Genomic DNA, 14,521 nt, shown 5'->3' on the forward strand with positions numbered 1-14,521 from the left:
GGTGTTTGTCGATTCCTTGCACCGGTGTTTGTCGATTCCCTGCATCGCTGTTCGTCGATTCCTTGCGCCGGTGTTCGTCAGTTCATGTACTGGTGTTATTTGAGGGCTTGATCTGTTGCTGCGCAGGATTTGATCCATAAGAAGGCTGCTTTAAACCATTGTGCAGCGCGCTGAACTACTGAAGTGGTGTATTTCGGATAAGGCCGACTGCGATGCCTTCGAGTGAAAAATCGTCGTGGGGGGAGACGATAATAGGATGAAAATCGGGGTTTTCGGGCAACAGCTGATAGGTGCCGCCTGTTCGTTGCAGACGCTTGACAGTGACCTCGTCGCCTAGGCGGGCGACCACGATCTGGCCGTTGCGGGCTTCGGAGGCCTTTTTAACTGCCAGCAGATCGCCGTCGAGGATGCCGGCATCGCGCATGCTGGAGCCCCTGACTCTAAGCAGGTAGTCGGGCGTTTGCGTAAAGAGTGAAGGCTCGACACCGATTTCGCGTTCGACGTGTTCGGCTGCCAGGATGGGGCTGCCTGCCGCAACACGGCCGACGATGGGAAGCAACATTTGCGCAATGGATGCGACGGCAGAAGAGGGTGCAGATTCGCTATCGGAAGCCGGCGTAAGAAGCCGTATGCCGCGCGAAGCGCCGGCGGTAAGCTCGATGGCCCCCTTGCGTGCCAGTGCCCGAAGGTGGTCTTCGGCGGCATTGGCCGAGCGAAAACCCAGAGAGCGGGCGATTTCGGCTCGGGTAGGAGGAAAGCCAGTGTTGGCAATGTTTTGCCGGATCAGGTCGAGAATTTGTTGCTGGCGTTCGGTAAGCTTGATGGCCATGGCGCAGTAGCCTGTGTTTTTGTACAGTTATGGCATTCTGCGTCAGTTCAGTAAAAAATGCAAGCGGACCGCCGATATGGCCGGGTCCGCCAGCTTGACCTGGTAAATCGTAAAAGATCAGAGCACTTTTGCGATGGCGTCTGCGACGTAATCGATGTTGGAGCTATTTAGAGCGGCGACGCATATGCGTCCGCTACTTACCGCGTATACACCGTGATCCACACGCAGCTTTTCGACCTGCTCGGAAGTCAGACCCGAGTACGAGAACATGCCCCGTTGTGACAACACAAAATCAAAATTCTGCGCGACGTTTCTGGCCTCGAGCTTTTCGACGAGCTGGGTCCGAACCGTGCGGATGCGGTCGCGCATCTGGGACAGTTCTTCGGTCCAGAGACCGTAGAGCTCGGGAGTGTTCAATACCGCCGCGACTACCGTGCCCCCATGTGTAGGCGGATTTGAATAATTGGTACGGACGACACGTTTGACCTGACTGAGCACGCGCGAGCTTTCGTCCTGCGACGAAGTGATGAAGGTCAGTGCCCCGACACGCTCGCCATACAGTGAAAAAGACTTGGAGAACGACGAGCTCACCAGCATGGTGATGTCCAGCGAAGCGAACAGCCGAACTACAGAAGCGTCTTCTTCGAGGCCTTCACCGAACCCCTGATAGGCGATATCCAGGAACGGTACCAGCTTGTTTTCCTTGACCGTCGCGGCGATTTGCTGCCACTGCTCGAAGGACGGGTCGACGCCGGTGGGATTATGGCAGCAGGCGTGCAACACCACGACCGTATTGGCCGGCAGTGCGCGCAGGCCGGCCAGCATGCCGTCAAAATCCAGACCGTGTGTTTCGGCATGGTAGTAGGGATAGGTATCTACCCTGAAGCCCGCGCGCTCAAACAGCGCGCGATGGTTTTCCCAACTGGGATTGCTGATTACCACGTGCGATTGCGGCAGCAATTGGCGCAGGAAGTCGGCACCGACCTTAAGTGCGCCTGTTCCGCCCAGCGTCTGGATGGTGACCGCGCGGCCAGACGCAATAACATCTGAACCTTCGCCCAACAACAAGGTCTGAGCTCCTTTGTTGTAGCTAGGCAGTCCGTCAATGGGCAGGTAACCGCGAGCGGCGGCGGCCTCGATGCGTTGAACCTCGGCCTGTCTTACAGCACGCAACAACGGAATTCGCCCCTCGTCGTTGTAGTACACGCCGACGCCCAGATTGACCTTCTGAGGGCGGGTGTCAGAGTTGTATTGTTCGTTCAGGCCAAGAATAGGGTCGCGCGGAGCGAGCTCGACTGCATCGAAGAGGGAGGTCATGATTGATTGAGGGAAGAGGGGGTGAATATGTGATGGATGAACTGCAATAGTGAGATAATAAGGGGTTAACCCTAGCAATGTCCACCCGCAGCCCTGGGTAAACAGCGCAGTTTACAACGGTTTAAACCTGGTGGCCGACCGTTAACAGCCACCGACTATCTAATGACAGCCATATTGAAAGAACCCGGATTCATCCAGTACCCCAACAGCCCGTTCGAGCTATATCAGCCGTATCCTCCGGCAGGTGACCAGCCTGCGGCAATCGATGCGCTGGTCGAGGGCATCAACGATGGGCTCATGTACCAGACGCTGCTTGGGGTAACAGGCTCGGGCAAGACTTACACCATGGCGAACGTCATTGCGCGTACTGGACGGCCCACCATTGTCCTGGCGCACAACAAAACGCTGGCTGCGCAGCTGTACTCTGAATTCCGCGAATTTTTTCCGCGCAATGCCGTCGAGTACTTTGTCTCATACTACGACTATTACCAGCCTGAAGCTTACGTGGCAGCACGAGATCTCTTCATCGAGAAAGACTCGTCCATCAACGAGCATATCGAGCAGATGCGGCTTTCCGCAACGAAAAGCCTGCTTGAGCGGCGCGACACCATTATCGTGGGTTCGGTGTCATGCATTTACGGAATTGGCAACCCGGCCGATTACCATGCCATGGTACTGACCTTGCGCACCGGTGACTCGATTCCCCGTCAGGAACTCCTGGCCCGGCTGGTATCCATGCAGTACGAGCGGAATGACGTGGATTTTGTGCGTGGCACCTTTCGCGCCCGCGGCGAGACCATCGACGTATTTCCGGCCGAACATGCCGAACTTGCGGTACGGATTACCCTGTTCGATGACGAGGTGGAGTCGCTTGAGCTGTTCGACCCGCTCACCGGAAAAGTCACGCAGAAAGTTCTGCGGTTCACCGTCTTCCCGCGTTCTCACTACGTCACCCCGCGAGAAACCGTATTGCGGGCGATTGACACCATCAAGCAAGAGTTGCGTGAACGCCTGGCGTTTTTTGTGGCCGAGAACAAGCTGGTAGAAGCGCAGCGCCTTGAGCAACGCACCCGTTTTGATCTTGAGATGCTTCAGGAGCTCGGGTTCTGCAAAGGAATCGAGAATTACTCCCGGCACCTTTCCGGGGCGGCCCCGGGTGAGCCACCGCCCACGCTCATCGATTATCTTCCCGCCGATGCCCTTATGTTCATTGATGAGAGCCACGTCACCATGGGCCAGTTCGGCGCCATGTACAAGGGAGACCGTTCGCGCAAGGAAACCCTGGTGACTTATGGGTTCCGGCTGCCTTCTGCGCTGGACAACCGTCCGCTCAAAATGGAGGAGTTCGAGCAGCGCATGCGTCAGACGATTTTTGTGTCTGCGACGCCCGCCAAGTATGAAATCGAACGCTCGGACAATGTAGTCGAACAGGTGGTAAGGCCTACCGGCCTGGTCGATCCACAAGTCGAAGTCCGGCCCGCCACCACACAGGTGGATGATCTTCTGGGTGAGATCAAGTTGCGTGTCGCCCAGCAAGAGCGGGTGCTGGTCACCACGCTTACCAAGCGCATGGCCGAAGACCTGACCGACTACCTTAATGAAAGTGGCCTTAAGGTGCGATACCTGCATTCCGATATTGACACGGTCGAGCGGGTGGAGATTCTGCGCGATCTGCGCCTGGGTACCTTCGACGTTCTGGTGGGTATCAACCTGTTGCGAGAGGGGCTGGATATTCCGGAGGTGTCGCTGGTTGCCATTCTGGATGCCGACAAGGAAGGGTTTCTGCGCTCGGAGCGCAGTCTGATCCAGACCATTGGTCGCGCTGCGCGAAATCTCAACGGCAAGGCCATCCTTTATGCTGACCAGATTACCGATTCCATGCGACGTGCCATTGATGAAACGGAGCGACGCAGGGCCAAGCAACTTGCCTTCAATGCCGAACACGGCATTACGGCTCGAGGTGTGAGCAAAGCGGTGCGTGAGCTTATTGACGGAGTGATGGCGCCAGCCACAACATCGGTCGAACCAGAGATCGCTCCCGAACTTCTGTCGGACGACAAGTTGCTTGCACGTGAGATCCGGCGACTTGAAAAAGCCATGATGGATCATGCGCGCAATCTGGAGTTCGAACAGGCGGCAGCGGCGCGGGATGCGCTCAACCGTTTGAAGCAACAGGCATTGCTAAGCTGAATCCGGCGCGCAAATGTTGCGTGTTTCCAACGAAATTCCACTTTTGTTATGCGATTGTTGTTGCATTGCAGCGCTCGGGCCCTGCCGCGCTGTAAGCCGGACCTCGGTTCGCCTTGAACCGGGAACTCTTTCGAAATTCATCGGTCTGTCACATTTTGCATTCTGAAATCTTTGTTGCGCCGCATGAATGGCGGCTTTGCCGACTGCGGCACGAAATCTCCGCCCAACATTTGCCTGGCTAGATCCTTAATTTTTTAAGATTTTTTTGTGCTCCCAAGCTGTAATATCCGCCGATAGCCGGTGTGCAATCTATTGCCTTATTGCGGGTTTTCCCTCACAATTTCACCTATGATGACTAAGGTACTTTTCGTTTGCATGGGTAATATCTGTCGCTCCCCGAGCGCAGAGGGCGTTTTTCGCCATATGGTCGACGAGGCGGGCCTCTCCGGAGCCGTTCAGGTCGATTCGGCCGCCACCCACAGTTTCCACCTGGGCGAAGCCCCGGACGCCCGCGCTCAAGCGGCCGCCCGCAAGCGGGGATACGATATTTCGCAAAGTGTAGCGCGCCAGGTCAGGCCCGAAGACTTCCGCGAATTCGACCTGATTCTGGCCATGGACTGGGAGAACCTTTCCGCACTGCAACAGCAATGCCCCAAGGTTTATCATCATAAACTCATGCTCTTGATGCGTTTCGCCAACGAGTTCGAAGAAGCCACGGTCCCCGACCCCTATTATGGTGGTGTCGAAGGGTTCAACAAGGTACTCGACTATATCGAGGATGCCTGCCAAGGCGTGCTCGAAGTGGTTCGTAAACGCGTTACTCAATACCAAGCTGCCTGATCGTCAGCGTCACGTGGCCCGTTCAAGCGGGCCACTTTCATGCAGGAATCAAAAAGACCGGGCGTGTGCGCGGTTTTTTTTTGCCTGGAAGCACCGGGCGGGCGGTCCGGCAAGCAGCGCCGGATCTGTGGGGTTCATGCATCCTGAATGCGCCGGGCTCCCCACAAAACTTCGATAGTTTGCTATACTTGACTTAATTGGTCGGGTATTGCGATGTGTATCCATATCCTCTCCCGAACCCACGTATTGAAGTACTGCAAGGAACCATCATGCGTTTGACCACCAAGGGCCGTTTTGCCGTCACTGCGATGATCGATCTCGCATTGCGTCAGCAAAGCGGGCCGGTGACGCTTGCGGCAATTAGTCAGCGGCAAAATATTTCTCTTTCCTATCTCGAGCAGTTGTTCGGCAAGTTGCGCCGTCATCGACTGGTCGACAGCATTCGCGGGCCCGGAGGCGGGTACACGCTGGCCCGGCTGGCGCGCACCATCACGGTGGCCGACATTATCTTTGCCGTCGATGAACCGCTTGATGCCACCAGCTGTGGCGGCAAAGAAGACTGCAACGTCGGGCGCAGCGGCGAATCAGGAAAATGCATGACACACGAGCTGTGGTCTACGCTCAACCAAAAGATGGTCGAGTATCTCGATTCGGTCTCTTTGCAGGATCTGGTCGACAAGCAACGCATGCGACTGGTCAAAGAGGCGGGCGAGGCCCAGGCAGCCCTGCGCATGAAACCGCCCACCAAGGCTAAAATTGCTTCGCCGATGTCAGTATAAACGTCGGACACATATAGCACTCTAGGAGTCACTTTGATGTTTTCCCCCAAACGACCGGTCTATCTGGATTACTCGGCAACTACGCCGGTTGATCCGCGTGTAGTCGAAAAGATGGTGCCGTGGCTGTACGAGAACTTTGGCAACCCCGCATCGCGCAGCCATGCGTACGGCTGGGATGCCGAAGAGGCAGTCGAACAAGCCCGCGCCGAGGTCGCTGCGCTGATCAATGCCGACCCCCGCGAGATTATCTGGACATCCGGCGCCACCGAGTCCGACAATCTGGCCATCAAGGGCGCGGCCCAGTTCTACGCCAGTCGTGGGAAACACATCATCACGGTTAAAACCGAGCACAAAGCCGTGCTCGACCCCTGTCGCGATCTCGAACGTCAGGGCTTCGAGGTTACCTACCTTGATGTTCAAGACAATGGCCTGCTGGATATCGAGGCATTCAAGAAGGCGCTACGCCCTGACACGATCCTGGCTTCGGTCATGCACGTCAACAACGAAATTGGCGTCATCCAAGACATCGCCGCCATTGGTGAAATCTGCCGCGACAAGGGTGTCATATTCCATGTCGATGCAACGCAAGCCGCGGGCAAGGTCGAAATCGACATGCAAGCTCTCAAGGTCGATCTGGCATCGTTTTCGGCACATAAGGTCTACGGCCCCAAAGGAATCGGAGCCCTGTATGTGCGCCGCAAGCCGCGTGTGCGTCTCGAAGCGCAGATGCATGGCGGCGGCCACGAACGTGGTTTCCGCTCTGGCACGCTGGCCACGCACCAAATCGTAGGCATGGGCGAGGCGTTCCGCCTGGCTCGCCTTGAAATGGCCGCCGAGAACGAACGTATCCGTGCGCTGCGCGATCGCCTGTATCAGGGCCTTTCGCAAATCGAAGAGGTCTACGTCAATGGCGACATGACGCAACGCATCCCGCATAACCTCAACATCAGTTTCAATTATGTCGAAGGTGAATCACTGATCATGGCCATCAAGGAACTGGCCGTGTCCAGTGGCTCCGCCTGTACGTCGGCCAGTCTCGAGCCTTCGTATGTATTGCGTGCCCTGGGTCGCAACGACGAGCTGGCACACAGTTCCATACGTTTCACCCTGGGTCGTTTTACTACCGAGCAAGAAATCGATTTTGCGATCAAGCTGGTTGTTGATCGCGTTGCCAAGCTGCGCGATATGTCCCCTCTATGGGAAATGGCCCAAGAGGGCATCGATCTGAACTCCGTCCAATGGGCGGCACACTAAAACTACAGGAGCTCAATCAATGGCATATAGCGACAAAGTACTCGATCACTACGAAAACCCGCGCAACGTTGGCGCTTTCGACAAATCTGACGCCAATGTCGGTACCGGCATGGTCGGCGCCCCGGCCTGTGGCGACGTCATGAAGCTGCAGATCAAGGTCAATGATCAAGGTATCATCGAAGACGCGCGCTTCAAGACGTATGGCTGTGGCTCGGCGATTGCATCCAGCTCGCTGGTTACCGAGTGGGTAAAGGGCAAGACTCTGGACCAGGCGCTCGACATTCGCAACACACAAATTGCCGAAGAGCTGGCATTGCCACCCGTCAAGATTCACTGTTCGATTCTGGCCGAAGACGCTATCAAGGCTGCGGTCCAGAATTACAAAGAAAAGCACCAGGGGTAAAACATATGGGCATCACGCTTACTCAGAACGCGGCGGAACACATCAACCGCTACCTCCAGAAGCGGGGAAAGGGGCTGGGTCTGCGTTTGGGGGTTCGCACCACCGGCTGCTCGGGCATGGCGTACAAGCTCGAGTACGTCGACGAGCCCGATCCGCAAGATCAAGTGTTCGAACACCATGGTGTCAAGGTGTTCGTCGACCCCAAGAGCCTGGTTTATCTTGAAGGCACTCAGCTGGATTATGGCCGCGAAGGGCTGAACGAAGGTTTCAAGTTCACCAATCCTAACGAAAAAGCAACCTGCGGCTGCGGCGAGTCCTTCACGGTGTAGTGTGACAAGCGACGACTATTTCGAGCTGTTCGGACTTCCTGCGCAATTCGCACTTGATGAAGATTCCCTGGATGCTACCTGGCGTCAGGTAGCAGCCCGCGTCCATCCAGACCGCTTCGCCACGGCCGGCGCCACCGAGCGCCGTGTTGCCATGCAATGGGCGTCTACCATCAACGATGCCTATCGCACTCTCAAGTCACCTATCGAACGCGCCCGTTACCTTTGCGAACGTGCAGGGTGTGATTTGCAAACCGAGAGCAACACCCGGATGGACGGGGCGTTCTTGATGAGGCAGATGGAGTGGCGCGAACAGCTCGACGAAGTCCGCTCTGCCAATAGCATGCCCAAAGCCGATGCATTGGTTGACGATATTCAGGATAGCCGCGCAAAAATGATCGAAGAGGTCAGTGGCCTCATCGATCTGCAAAAAAACTTCGAGGCCGCCGCATCCAGGGTTCGCGAGTGGATGTTCATCGAAAAGATGCTTGCTGAAGCCCGCAGTTTGCGAAATCAATTACGCGACAGGCACAATCAAAACTGAACGTTTATGGCATTACTGCAAATTTCCGAGCCGGGAGAATCTCCGGTTCCCCACGAACGCAAGCTGGCGGTAGGCATCGACCTTGGAACCACGCACTCTCTTGTGGCGGCCGTCCGAAGCAGTGTTCCCGAGGTTCTTGCCGATGCGCAGGGCCGGGCGCTGTTGCCGTCTGTGGTGCGTTATCTGGCTGATGGGTCTGTTGAGGTGGGTTACGATGCCCGCTCACAGCAATCCGCCGACACACTCAATACGGTTGCATCCGTAAAGCGTCTGATCGGACGCTCTCTGGATGAGGCCAGGCGCGAGGGTGCCTCGTACGATTTCGCCGACGATAGCGACAGCGTCCGACTTCAGACTGTTCAAGGCGGCCAGACGCCGGTCGAGATCTCCAGCCGGATATTATCGGTATTGCGAGAGCGCGCCGAGGAATCGCTGGGCGGCGAATTGGTTGGTGCTGTCATTACTGTTCCAGCCTATTTTGACGATGCCCAGCGTCAGGCAACTCGTGACGCAGGGCGGCTGGCAGGCCTGACTGTCTTGCGTCTGCTGAACGAGCCGACTGCAGCGGCGATTGCCTATGGATTGGATCACGGTGCCGAGGGCGTGTACGCTGTTTACGACTTGGGTGGCGGAACCTTCGATATTTCCATTCTGCGTCTTAGCAAAGGCGTCTTCGAAGTTGTAGCCACAGCCGGCGACACTCAATTGGGTGGAGACGATTTCGACGCACTGATCGTCGCGCAAGTGATTGATAGCGCTCGCCTGGACCAGTTGCCCAAAAAGGATAGGCGGGCCCTGATGGTGGCGGCGCGTGCCGCACGAGAGGCGCTTTCCGATAAGGACGAAGTGGCCTTTGAAGTCGTGCTGTCTGACGAAGTTCGCATCGCACGCTCTATCACGCGAGCCGAGTTCGAAGCCTGGGCGCGGCCTCTGGTTCAACGCACGCTTGACACTGCGCGACAGGCCATGCGCGATGCCGATCTTGAAAAAGAGCAGATCAAGGGTGTGGTCATGGTGGGTGGCGCCACCCGCATGCCGGTGGTGCGCCGTTCTGTTGGCAAGCTTTTCGGTGTGGATCCATTGACGGATCTTGACCCGGACCAGGTGGTGGCCCTGGGTGCTGCCTTACAGGCAAACATGTTGGCCGGAAACCGTGGGCCCAACGACGATTGGCTCTTATTGGATGTCACTCCCTTGTCGCTTGGCCTGGAAACCATGGGTGGTTTGGTTGAACGCATCATTCCGCGCAACAGCACAATACCGGTTGCACGGGCCCAAGAATTCACCACGTTCAAGGACGGCCAGACCGCCATGAGCATCCACGTGGTCCAGGGTGAACGCGACCTTGTTTCTGATTGTCGATCATTGGCGCGGTTTGAGCTTCGTGGCATTCCGCCCATGGTTGCCGGTGCCGCCCGCATTCGTGTTACGTTCCAGGTCGATGCAGACGGTCTTTTGCATGTTTCTGCACGAGAGGAAAGTACGGGTGTGGAGGCTTCTGTGTCGGTCAAGCCTTCGTATGGATTGTCGGACGAAGAAGTTGCCCAGATGCTTGCGGCAGGCATGGCCAACGCCGGAAGCGATGCACATGCCCGAGCCGTGCGTGAAGAGCAGGTTGACCTGCGTCAGTTGATCGAGTCTGTCGAGGCGGCAATTGCCAGCGACGGCGATCTGCTTTCTGACGAGGAACGTACTACGATCAATAGCCTGATCAAGCGAGCTGGTCGCGTATTGACCCTGGACGATGTCGACACCTTGCGCAAGACTCGCGAGGATCTCGCCACCGCCACCGATTCATTTGCCGCGCGACGCATGGATCGCAGCATTCGTGCTGCGCTGTCCGGCAAGACGCTGGACGAAGTCTGACTCATTCCTTATGCCCAAGATTACCGTACTTCCTCATCCCGAAATCTGCCCGGAAGGCGCTGTTATCGATGATGCGCCTCAAGGCACGTCAATTTGCCGTATCTTGCTCGATAACGGCATCGAAATAGAACATGCCTGCGAGTTGTCCTGTGCCTGTACCACCTGCCATGTGGTTGTCAGACAAGGATTCGATTCCCTGGAGGAAGCGAGCGATAACGAAGAAGACTACCTTGACCGTGCATGGGGTCTGGAAGCCAATTCGCGGCTTTCATGCCAGGCAATCCTGGCAGATGAGGATCTGACCATCGAGATTCCCAAGTACACAATCAATCACGCCAAGGAAAACCACTGATGCGCTGGACAGATACGTACGAAATCGTCGACGCCCTGCAAGAAGCACATCCTGATGTTGATCCGATGACAGTGCGCTTCACTGATCTGATGGAATGGGTCTTGGCTTTGCCAGGCTTTGACGATACCCGCGAACGCTGCGGAGAAAGGATTCTTGAAGCGATCCAGATGACCTGGATTGACGAGCAATAGGCGTCACCGAAGCGCTGTCGCATCTCGTTTCTGCAATAAGCCCCCTAAAGTTACTGCCATCCACAACGTCTTGACGGGCGTTCTGGATGGCATCATTTTTTGCTGCATCTGCTGATTCCAGGTCGAGGGGAGGTTGTATAGGGGGGCAGTTACGATATTGTGGAAAAAAGCACAGTTATAGAACGGCATTTGTAACCAAAACTTTAGGTTTGGATGTTGTAAAAGCACAATTTTTTTGTTACTTTGCCTTTTATTAATGTATCCAGATAAGAAATATGTAAGAGATATCTTTCGTTGAAGGCCGATTCCAAATGTGGAGGAACCATGGCTCATACAAAAACGCAGGGCGCTTCTTTTAAGCTAGGTATTCTGACCGCTGCGGTTCTTGCGGTTTATCCGACTGTCCACGCTGCCGGGTTGAAGCTCGAGGATGGAGATTTCCATCGTATAACCGACGATTCCTTCGATTACATTGAGGTGCGCGCCGGTGTACCAAAAAGTCAGCCCACCACACTTGAAGCTTCGGGTCTGACGATTGACGATCGTCGCACTGATGCCAACCACGGTGCGGTGTTCGCCAAGGGAGGCATTATTGATATCTCTGATAGCGAAATCCGTACTAGTGGTAAGCGAAGCGGGCTCCAGGCGTTCTCGGCACAGGAAGGAGAGGCCGAAACCAGCATTACAGCCACGAACGTAAGCGTTACGACTGCCGGCGAGCGAGCTCACGGGGCATTTGTGTACGTAGAGCATACAACGACTCCGCGCTCCGATACCCAGCTGATATTCAGTAGCGGAACCATTTCCACTGAAGGAGCCAAAGCTAGTGGACTGCTGGTTGGTGGAAGGCCTGTCCATCTGGCTAGCGGCGGCAAAGGCACTTTGAAAGTGGATAATTCGGTGGTCACCACAAGTGGAGCTGAAGCCCATGGTTTGCGTTCTGAGTACAGGGGTGTGGCCGAGCTGACCGATACGGACATCTTCACCGAAGGAAGTAAAGCAAGAGGCGTGACAGCAACAAGCGCCGGTACGGTCAAGTTAACGGGTGGATCCGTTAATACAAAAGATGGAGACGGGTTGTTTATAACGGACAACGGCTCAAAGATTGAGTCGGCTGGCCTGACAATTAACGCAGGTGGTGCAACGCACGCGAACGCGGTCTATGTGTATGGTGAGGGGGCAGTCTTCGAGGCCAGCGACCTTACGGCCTATAGTGTCGCTCCCCAAAAGGCCAAAGGAATTCTCGTTGAGTACGGTGGGAAAGCGACAATAAACAACGGGTATATCGAGACCACAGGGGGCGTTAATTCGCATGCCATTGACGTATGGGGCGAGGGGTCGGAATTTACCAGCGATGGGGTTGATGTTTCCGCTACCGCATATGTTTTATCCGTCGGAGAAGGCGCGAAGGCGACCATAAGAAACGGCAACTTCCATGTGCGTTCGGTAACCCTGGCAGATGGCTGGGACACCAGCGTGGGAATCGGCGTAGGCGGCATCGCCAAGGCTGGCGCGGAGCTTCTCGCGGAAAATATCAAGCTGACCAACTCGGTGCCACTCAGCGACACTCCACCCCAGTACACCAGCTATGCGATGCGGGTCGGGGCCCCGTTTGCGTACGGCGTGACAATGGGGCTGGATTCCAAACTGACGCTTCGAGAAAGTGAGGTCATAGCGTCGGGTAAGCAGCGTCGTGTCGCCCTGATCGAAAGAAGTAGCCGTCTCGATGTTTACGACAGCCTACTGGTTTCAGAAGAAGACGCGGGGATCGTGTTGGCAGACAATGCATCCTTGACCATGACCGGCTCCACGCTGGAGTCTGCTGGCGAAAGCCTCCGCTCCACGTTTGCGGAGGCTGGAGCAAAACAAGAAGTCATCCTGCAGAATTCGACTCTGAAAAAGAACAACGGCACTTTACTACGGGTGAATCGCTCAGGGGACGGTTCGGATGGTGTCATTAACATGACACTCCAAAGCGGGTCTCAAGCCTCGGGCAACATTCGAAATTATCTGGATGGCGAACTTGTCGATCACAACCCTGGATTGACGAACTTCGTAGTTAATCCCGGAGCGATCTGGACGGGTATCTTCATCAACTCGAACACAACCGTCATTGAGGACGGTGCCGGTGATCAGAACGATTTCACTACTGGGGAAGGAGAGGATGTCGCGATAGAAGGAAGCGGCAGCGGAACCCAGAACTTCAACGGAACTACCAATATCGGTGGCAGCGTATCCGTTGGTCGAAATGTTGCGTTCAATGGTCCCACCACGATCGGTAGCAACCTCCTTGGGCAGGACGGAACCAATGTTGCCATAGCGGGGCCCGCCAATATTGGCGGGAGTGTCACAGGCGGGAACGGGGCCAACTTCAGTTTCAACAGCACCACGAATATTGGCGGCGGAGTACAAGGTGCGGGTTCAAACATGACGTTCGGTGGCCCGACGAATATCGGCGGGTCCGTGTCGGGCCAGAACGGCTCCGCTTTTAGCTTCAGTACGAGTGGCTCGACCACTATTGGCGGCGATGTAGACCTTGGCGGCAGCTCGAGCATTGCCGGCGGTTCGCCTGATTCTCCAATTCAGATCGGTGGCAACGCTAATGCCGGCGAAGGATCAACGCTGGGTGGAAACCTTAACGTCGCTGGCTCGGTATCCGGTCGCGGTGCCACCTTTGCGCCGGGTAACTCAGTCGGCGCGCAAACCTACGGTTCGATGGGAGATTTCTCTGGTACGTACGTGGCTGAAATTAACGCGGCGGGCCAGTCTGACCTGGTCACCATTAGTTCCGGAAATGCCGATCTGACCAGCATCGACCTTCTGGTTCGGCAAGAGAATGGCAACGGTGGCTACAAGTTGAACCACGACTACATCATCGTGAAAACCGGAAAGGCCGACGGGATCAGTGCTGTGCCAGGAAACAAGTTCGCGTCAGAGGCACTCGATGATTCGTTCGCGGATACGCTGGTCAAGCTCGACCCGGTCAAGTACGGCGACGACACTGTCGCGGTCAGCCTGTCTTTCAATGAAGACGCGGTTGACCGTAGCGGCTGGTCGGCGAACCAGAACGCTACGTTTGACGGTGTCGTATCGGTGCTAGGACAAAACGCAATTTCCGATATCGTCATGCAAATGCAGTCTGACGCCCGCAAAGATGCCCTGAATCAGCTCTCGGGCGAACTGCATGGCAGCACGCAGGCGGCCCTGTTGCAAAACAGCAGCCTGGTCACGCGCACCCTGACTCAACGCATTCGCGGCAACCTGGGTGCCGGCATGTTGCCCGGTGCGCCAACGGCGCAGGCCGGCGGCACAGTGGCCGGTGCCATGCCAACGTCTGCCGCCTATCCGCTGTGGGCGCAGGTGGTAGGCAACTGGAGCACGCTGGATGACGACGGCAACGCCGCCAAGGTCAAGACCAATGTGGCCGGGCTGTTCATCGGTGGCGACACCGAGGTGGGTGCCGGCTGGCGCGTGGGTGGTGCCCTGGGTTACACCGACGGGCGCGTCAAGGTCGACGACCGCAACTCCAAGTCGGATGTCAGCAGCTTTACCGCGGCGCTGTATGGCGGCAACAGCTGGGACCAGGGCAGCGGCAAGCTGAACTTCCTGGTCGGTGCCGCGTATAGCCAC

13 protein-coding genes are annotated in these 14,521 nt (G+C 56.3%); 11 read left to right on the top strand and 2 right to left on the bottom strand.

All coding sequences use genetic code 11. The features are described 5' to 3' along the window. Positions 1–175: 175 nt before the first annotated feature. Both lexA and Q1J88_RS11390 read right to left on the bottom strand, forming a co-directional pair. Positions 176–829 (bottom strand): transcriptional repressor LexA, encoded by a 654-nt coding sequence (lexA, locus tag Q1J88_RS11385; RefSeq protein WP_301117824.1) that lies wholly within the window; start codon positions 827–829, stop codon positions 176–178. A gap of 117 nt (positions 830–946) precedes the next feature. Further along, on the bottom strand, positions 947–2,146 hold the full coding sequence (locus Q1J88_RS11390) for an amino acid aminotransferase (protein ID WP_301117825.1): 1,200 nt from the start codon (positions 2,144–2,146) through the stop codon (positions 947–949). A gap of 174 nt (positions 2,147–2,320) precedes the next feature. Between Q1J88_RS11390 and uvrB the strand changes: the two genes are divergently transcribed. The 11 genes from uvrB to Q1J88_RS11445 all read left to right on the top strand — a co-directional run. After that, positions 2,321–4,336, top strand: coding sequence for an excinuclease ABC subunit UvrB (uvrB, locus tag Q1J88_RS11395; protein ID WP_301117839.1), 2,016 nt, complete (start codon positions 2,321–2,323; stop codon positions 4,334–4,336). A 348-nt stretch (positions 4,337–4,684) separates the two neighbouring features. Further along, positions 4,685–5,176 (top strand): low molecular weight protein-tyrosine-phosphatase, encoded by a 492-nt coding sequence (locus Q1J88_RS11400; RefSeq protein WP_301117827.1) that lies wholly within the window; start codon positions 4,685–4,687, stop codon positions 5,174–5,176. A 269-nt stretch (positions 5,177–5,445) separates the two neighbouring features. Continuing rightward, positions 5,446–5,955, top strand: coding sequence for a Fe-S cluster assembly transcriptional regulator IscR (gene iscR, locus Q1J88_RS11405; RefSeq protein WP_301117828.1), 510 nt, complete (start codon positions 5,446–5,448; stop codon positions 5,953–5,955). Positions 5,956–5,991: 36 nt separating this feature from the next. Then, entirely contained in the window at positions 5,992–7,209 is a 1,218-nt protein-coding gene (locus Q1J88_RS11410; RefSeq protein WP_301117829.1) for an IscS subfamily cysteine desulfurase, read from the top strand. A gap of 19 nt (positions 7,210–7,228) precedes the next feature. Further along, positions 7,229–7,612, top strand: a complete 384-nt coding sequence (gene iscU, locus Q1J88_RS11415; RefSeq protein ID WP_301117830.1) for a Fe-S cluster assembly scaffold IscU — start codon at positions 7,229–7,231, stop codon at positions 7,610–7,612. 5 nt (positions 7,613–7,617) lie between these two features. Next, entirely contained in the window at positions 7,618–7,941 is a 324-nt protein-coding gene (gene iscA / locus Q1J88_RS11420; protein ID WP_301117831.1) for an iron-sulfur cluster assembly protein IscA, read from the top strand. Position 7,942: 1 nt separating this feature from the next. After that, entirely contained in the window at positions 7,943–8,482 is a 540-nt protein-coding gene (gene hscB / locus Q1J88_RS11425; protein ID WP_301117832.1) for a Fe-S protein assembly co-chaperone HscB, read from the top strand. A 6-nt stretch (positions 8,483–8,488) separates the two neighbouring features. Beyond that, complete coding sequence (gene hscA / locus Q1J88_RS11430; RefSeq protein ID WP_301117833.1) at positions 8,489–10,348, top strand: Fe-S protein assembly chaperone HscA; 1,860 nt, start codon at positions 8,489–8,491, stop codon at positions 10,346–10,348. 10 nt (positions 10,349–10,358) lie between these two features. After that, entirely contained in the window at positions 10,359–10,700 is a 342-nt protein-coding gene (fdx, locus tag Q1J88_RS11435) for an ISC system 2Fe-2S type ferredoxin (RefSeq protein ID WP_301117834.1), read from the top strand. Further along, a complete protein-coding gene (iscX, locus tag Q1J88_RS11440; protein ID WP_301117835.1) occupies positions 10,700–10,891 on the top strand; it encodes a Fe-S cluster assembly protein IscX in 192 nt (63 codons plus the stop codon). Before fdx ends, iscX begins: the two co-directional genes overlap by 1 nt. Positions 10,892–11,215: 324 nt before the next feature. Continuing rightward, positions 11,216–14,521: autotransporter domain-containing protein (locus tag Q1J88_RS11445; RefSeq protein WP_301117838.1), on the top strand; the 3,306-nt coding region annotated here is incomplete at its 3' end.

It is taken from the genome of Pusillimonas sp. (genome assembly GCF_029263785.1).
Taxonomy (GTDB): domain Bacteria; phylum Pseudomonadota; class Gammaproteobacteria; order Burkholderiales; family Burkholderiaceae_B; genus Pusillimonas.

Excerpts from the sequence above, each read along its gene's own strand:
- lexA (WP_301117824.1), bottom strand. The coding sequence starts at position 829 with ATGGCCATCAAGCTTACCGAACGCCAGCAACAAATTCTCGACCTGATC.
- Q1J88_RS11390 (WP_301117825.1), bottom strand. The coding sequence starts at position 2,146 with ATGACCTCCCTCTTCGATGCAGTCGAGCTCGCTCCGCGCGACCCTATT.
- Q1J88_RS11400 (WP_301117827.1), top strand. The coding sequence starts at position 4,685 with ATGATGACTAAGGTACTTTTCGTTTGCATGGGTAATATCTGTCGCTCC.
- iscR (WP_301117828.1), top strand. The coding sequence starts at position 5,446 with ATGCGTTTGACCACCAAGGGCCGTTTTGCCGTCACTGCGATGATCGAT.
- Q1J88_RS11410 (WP_301117829.1), top strand. The coding sequence starts at position 5,992 with ATGTTTTCCCCCAAACGACCGGTCTATCTGGATTACTCGGCAACTACG.
- iscU (WP_301117830.1), top strand. The coding sequence starts at position 7,229 with ATGGCATATAGCGACAAAGTACTCGATCACTACGAAAACCCGCGCAAC.
- iscA (WP_301117831.1), top strand. The coding sequence starts at position 7,618 with ATGGGCATCACGCTTACTCAGAACGCGGCGGAACACATCAACCGCTAC.
- hscA (WP_301117833.1), top strand. The coding sequence starts at position 8,489 with ATGGCATTACTGCAAATTTCCGAGCCGGGAGAATCTCCGGTTCCCCAC.
- fdx (WP_301117834.1), top strand. The coding sequence starts at position 10,359 with ATGCCCAAGATTACCGTACTTCCTCATCCCGAAATCTGCCCGGAAGGC.
- iscX (WP_301117835.1), top strand. The coding sequence starts at position 10,700 with ATGCGCTGGACAGATACGTACGAAATCGTCGACGCCCTGCAAGAAGCA.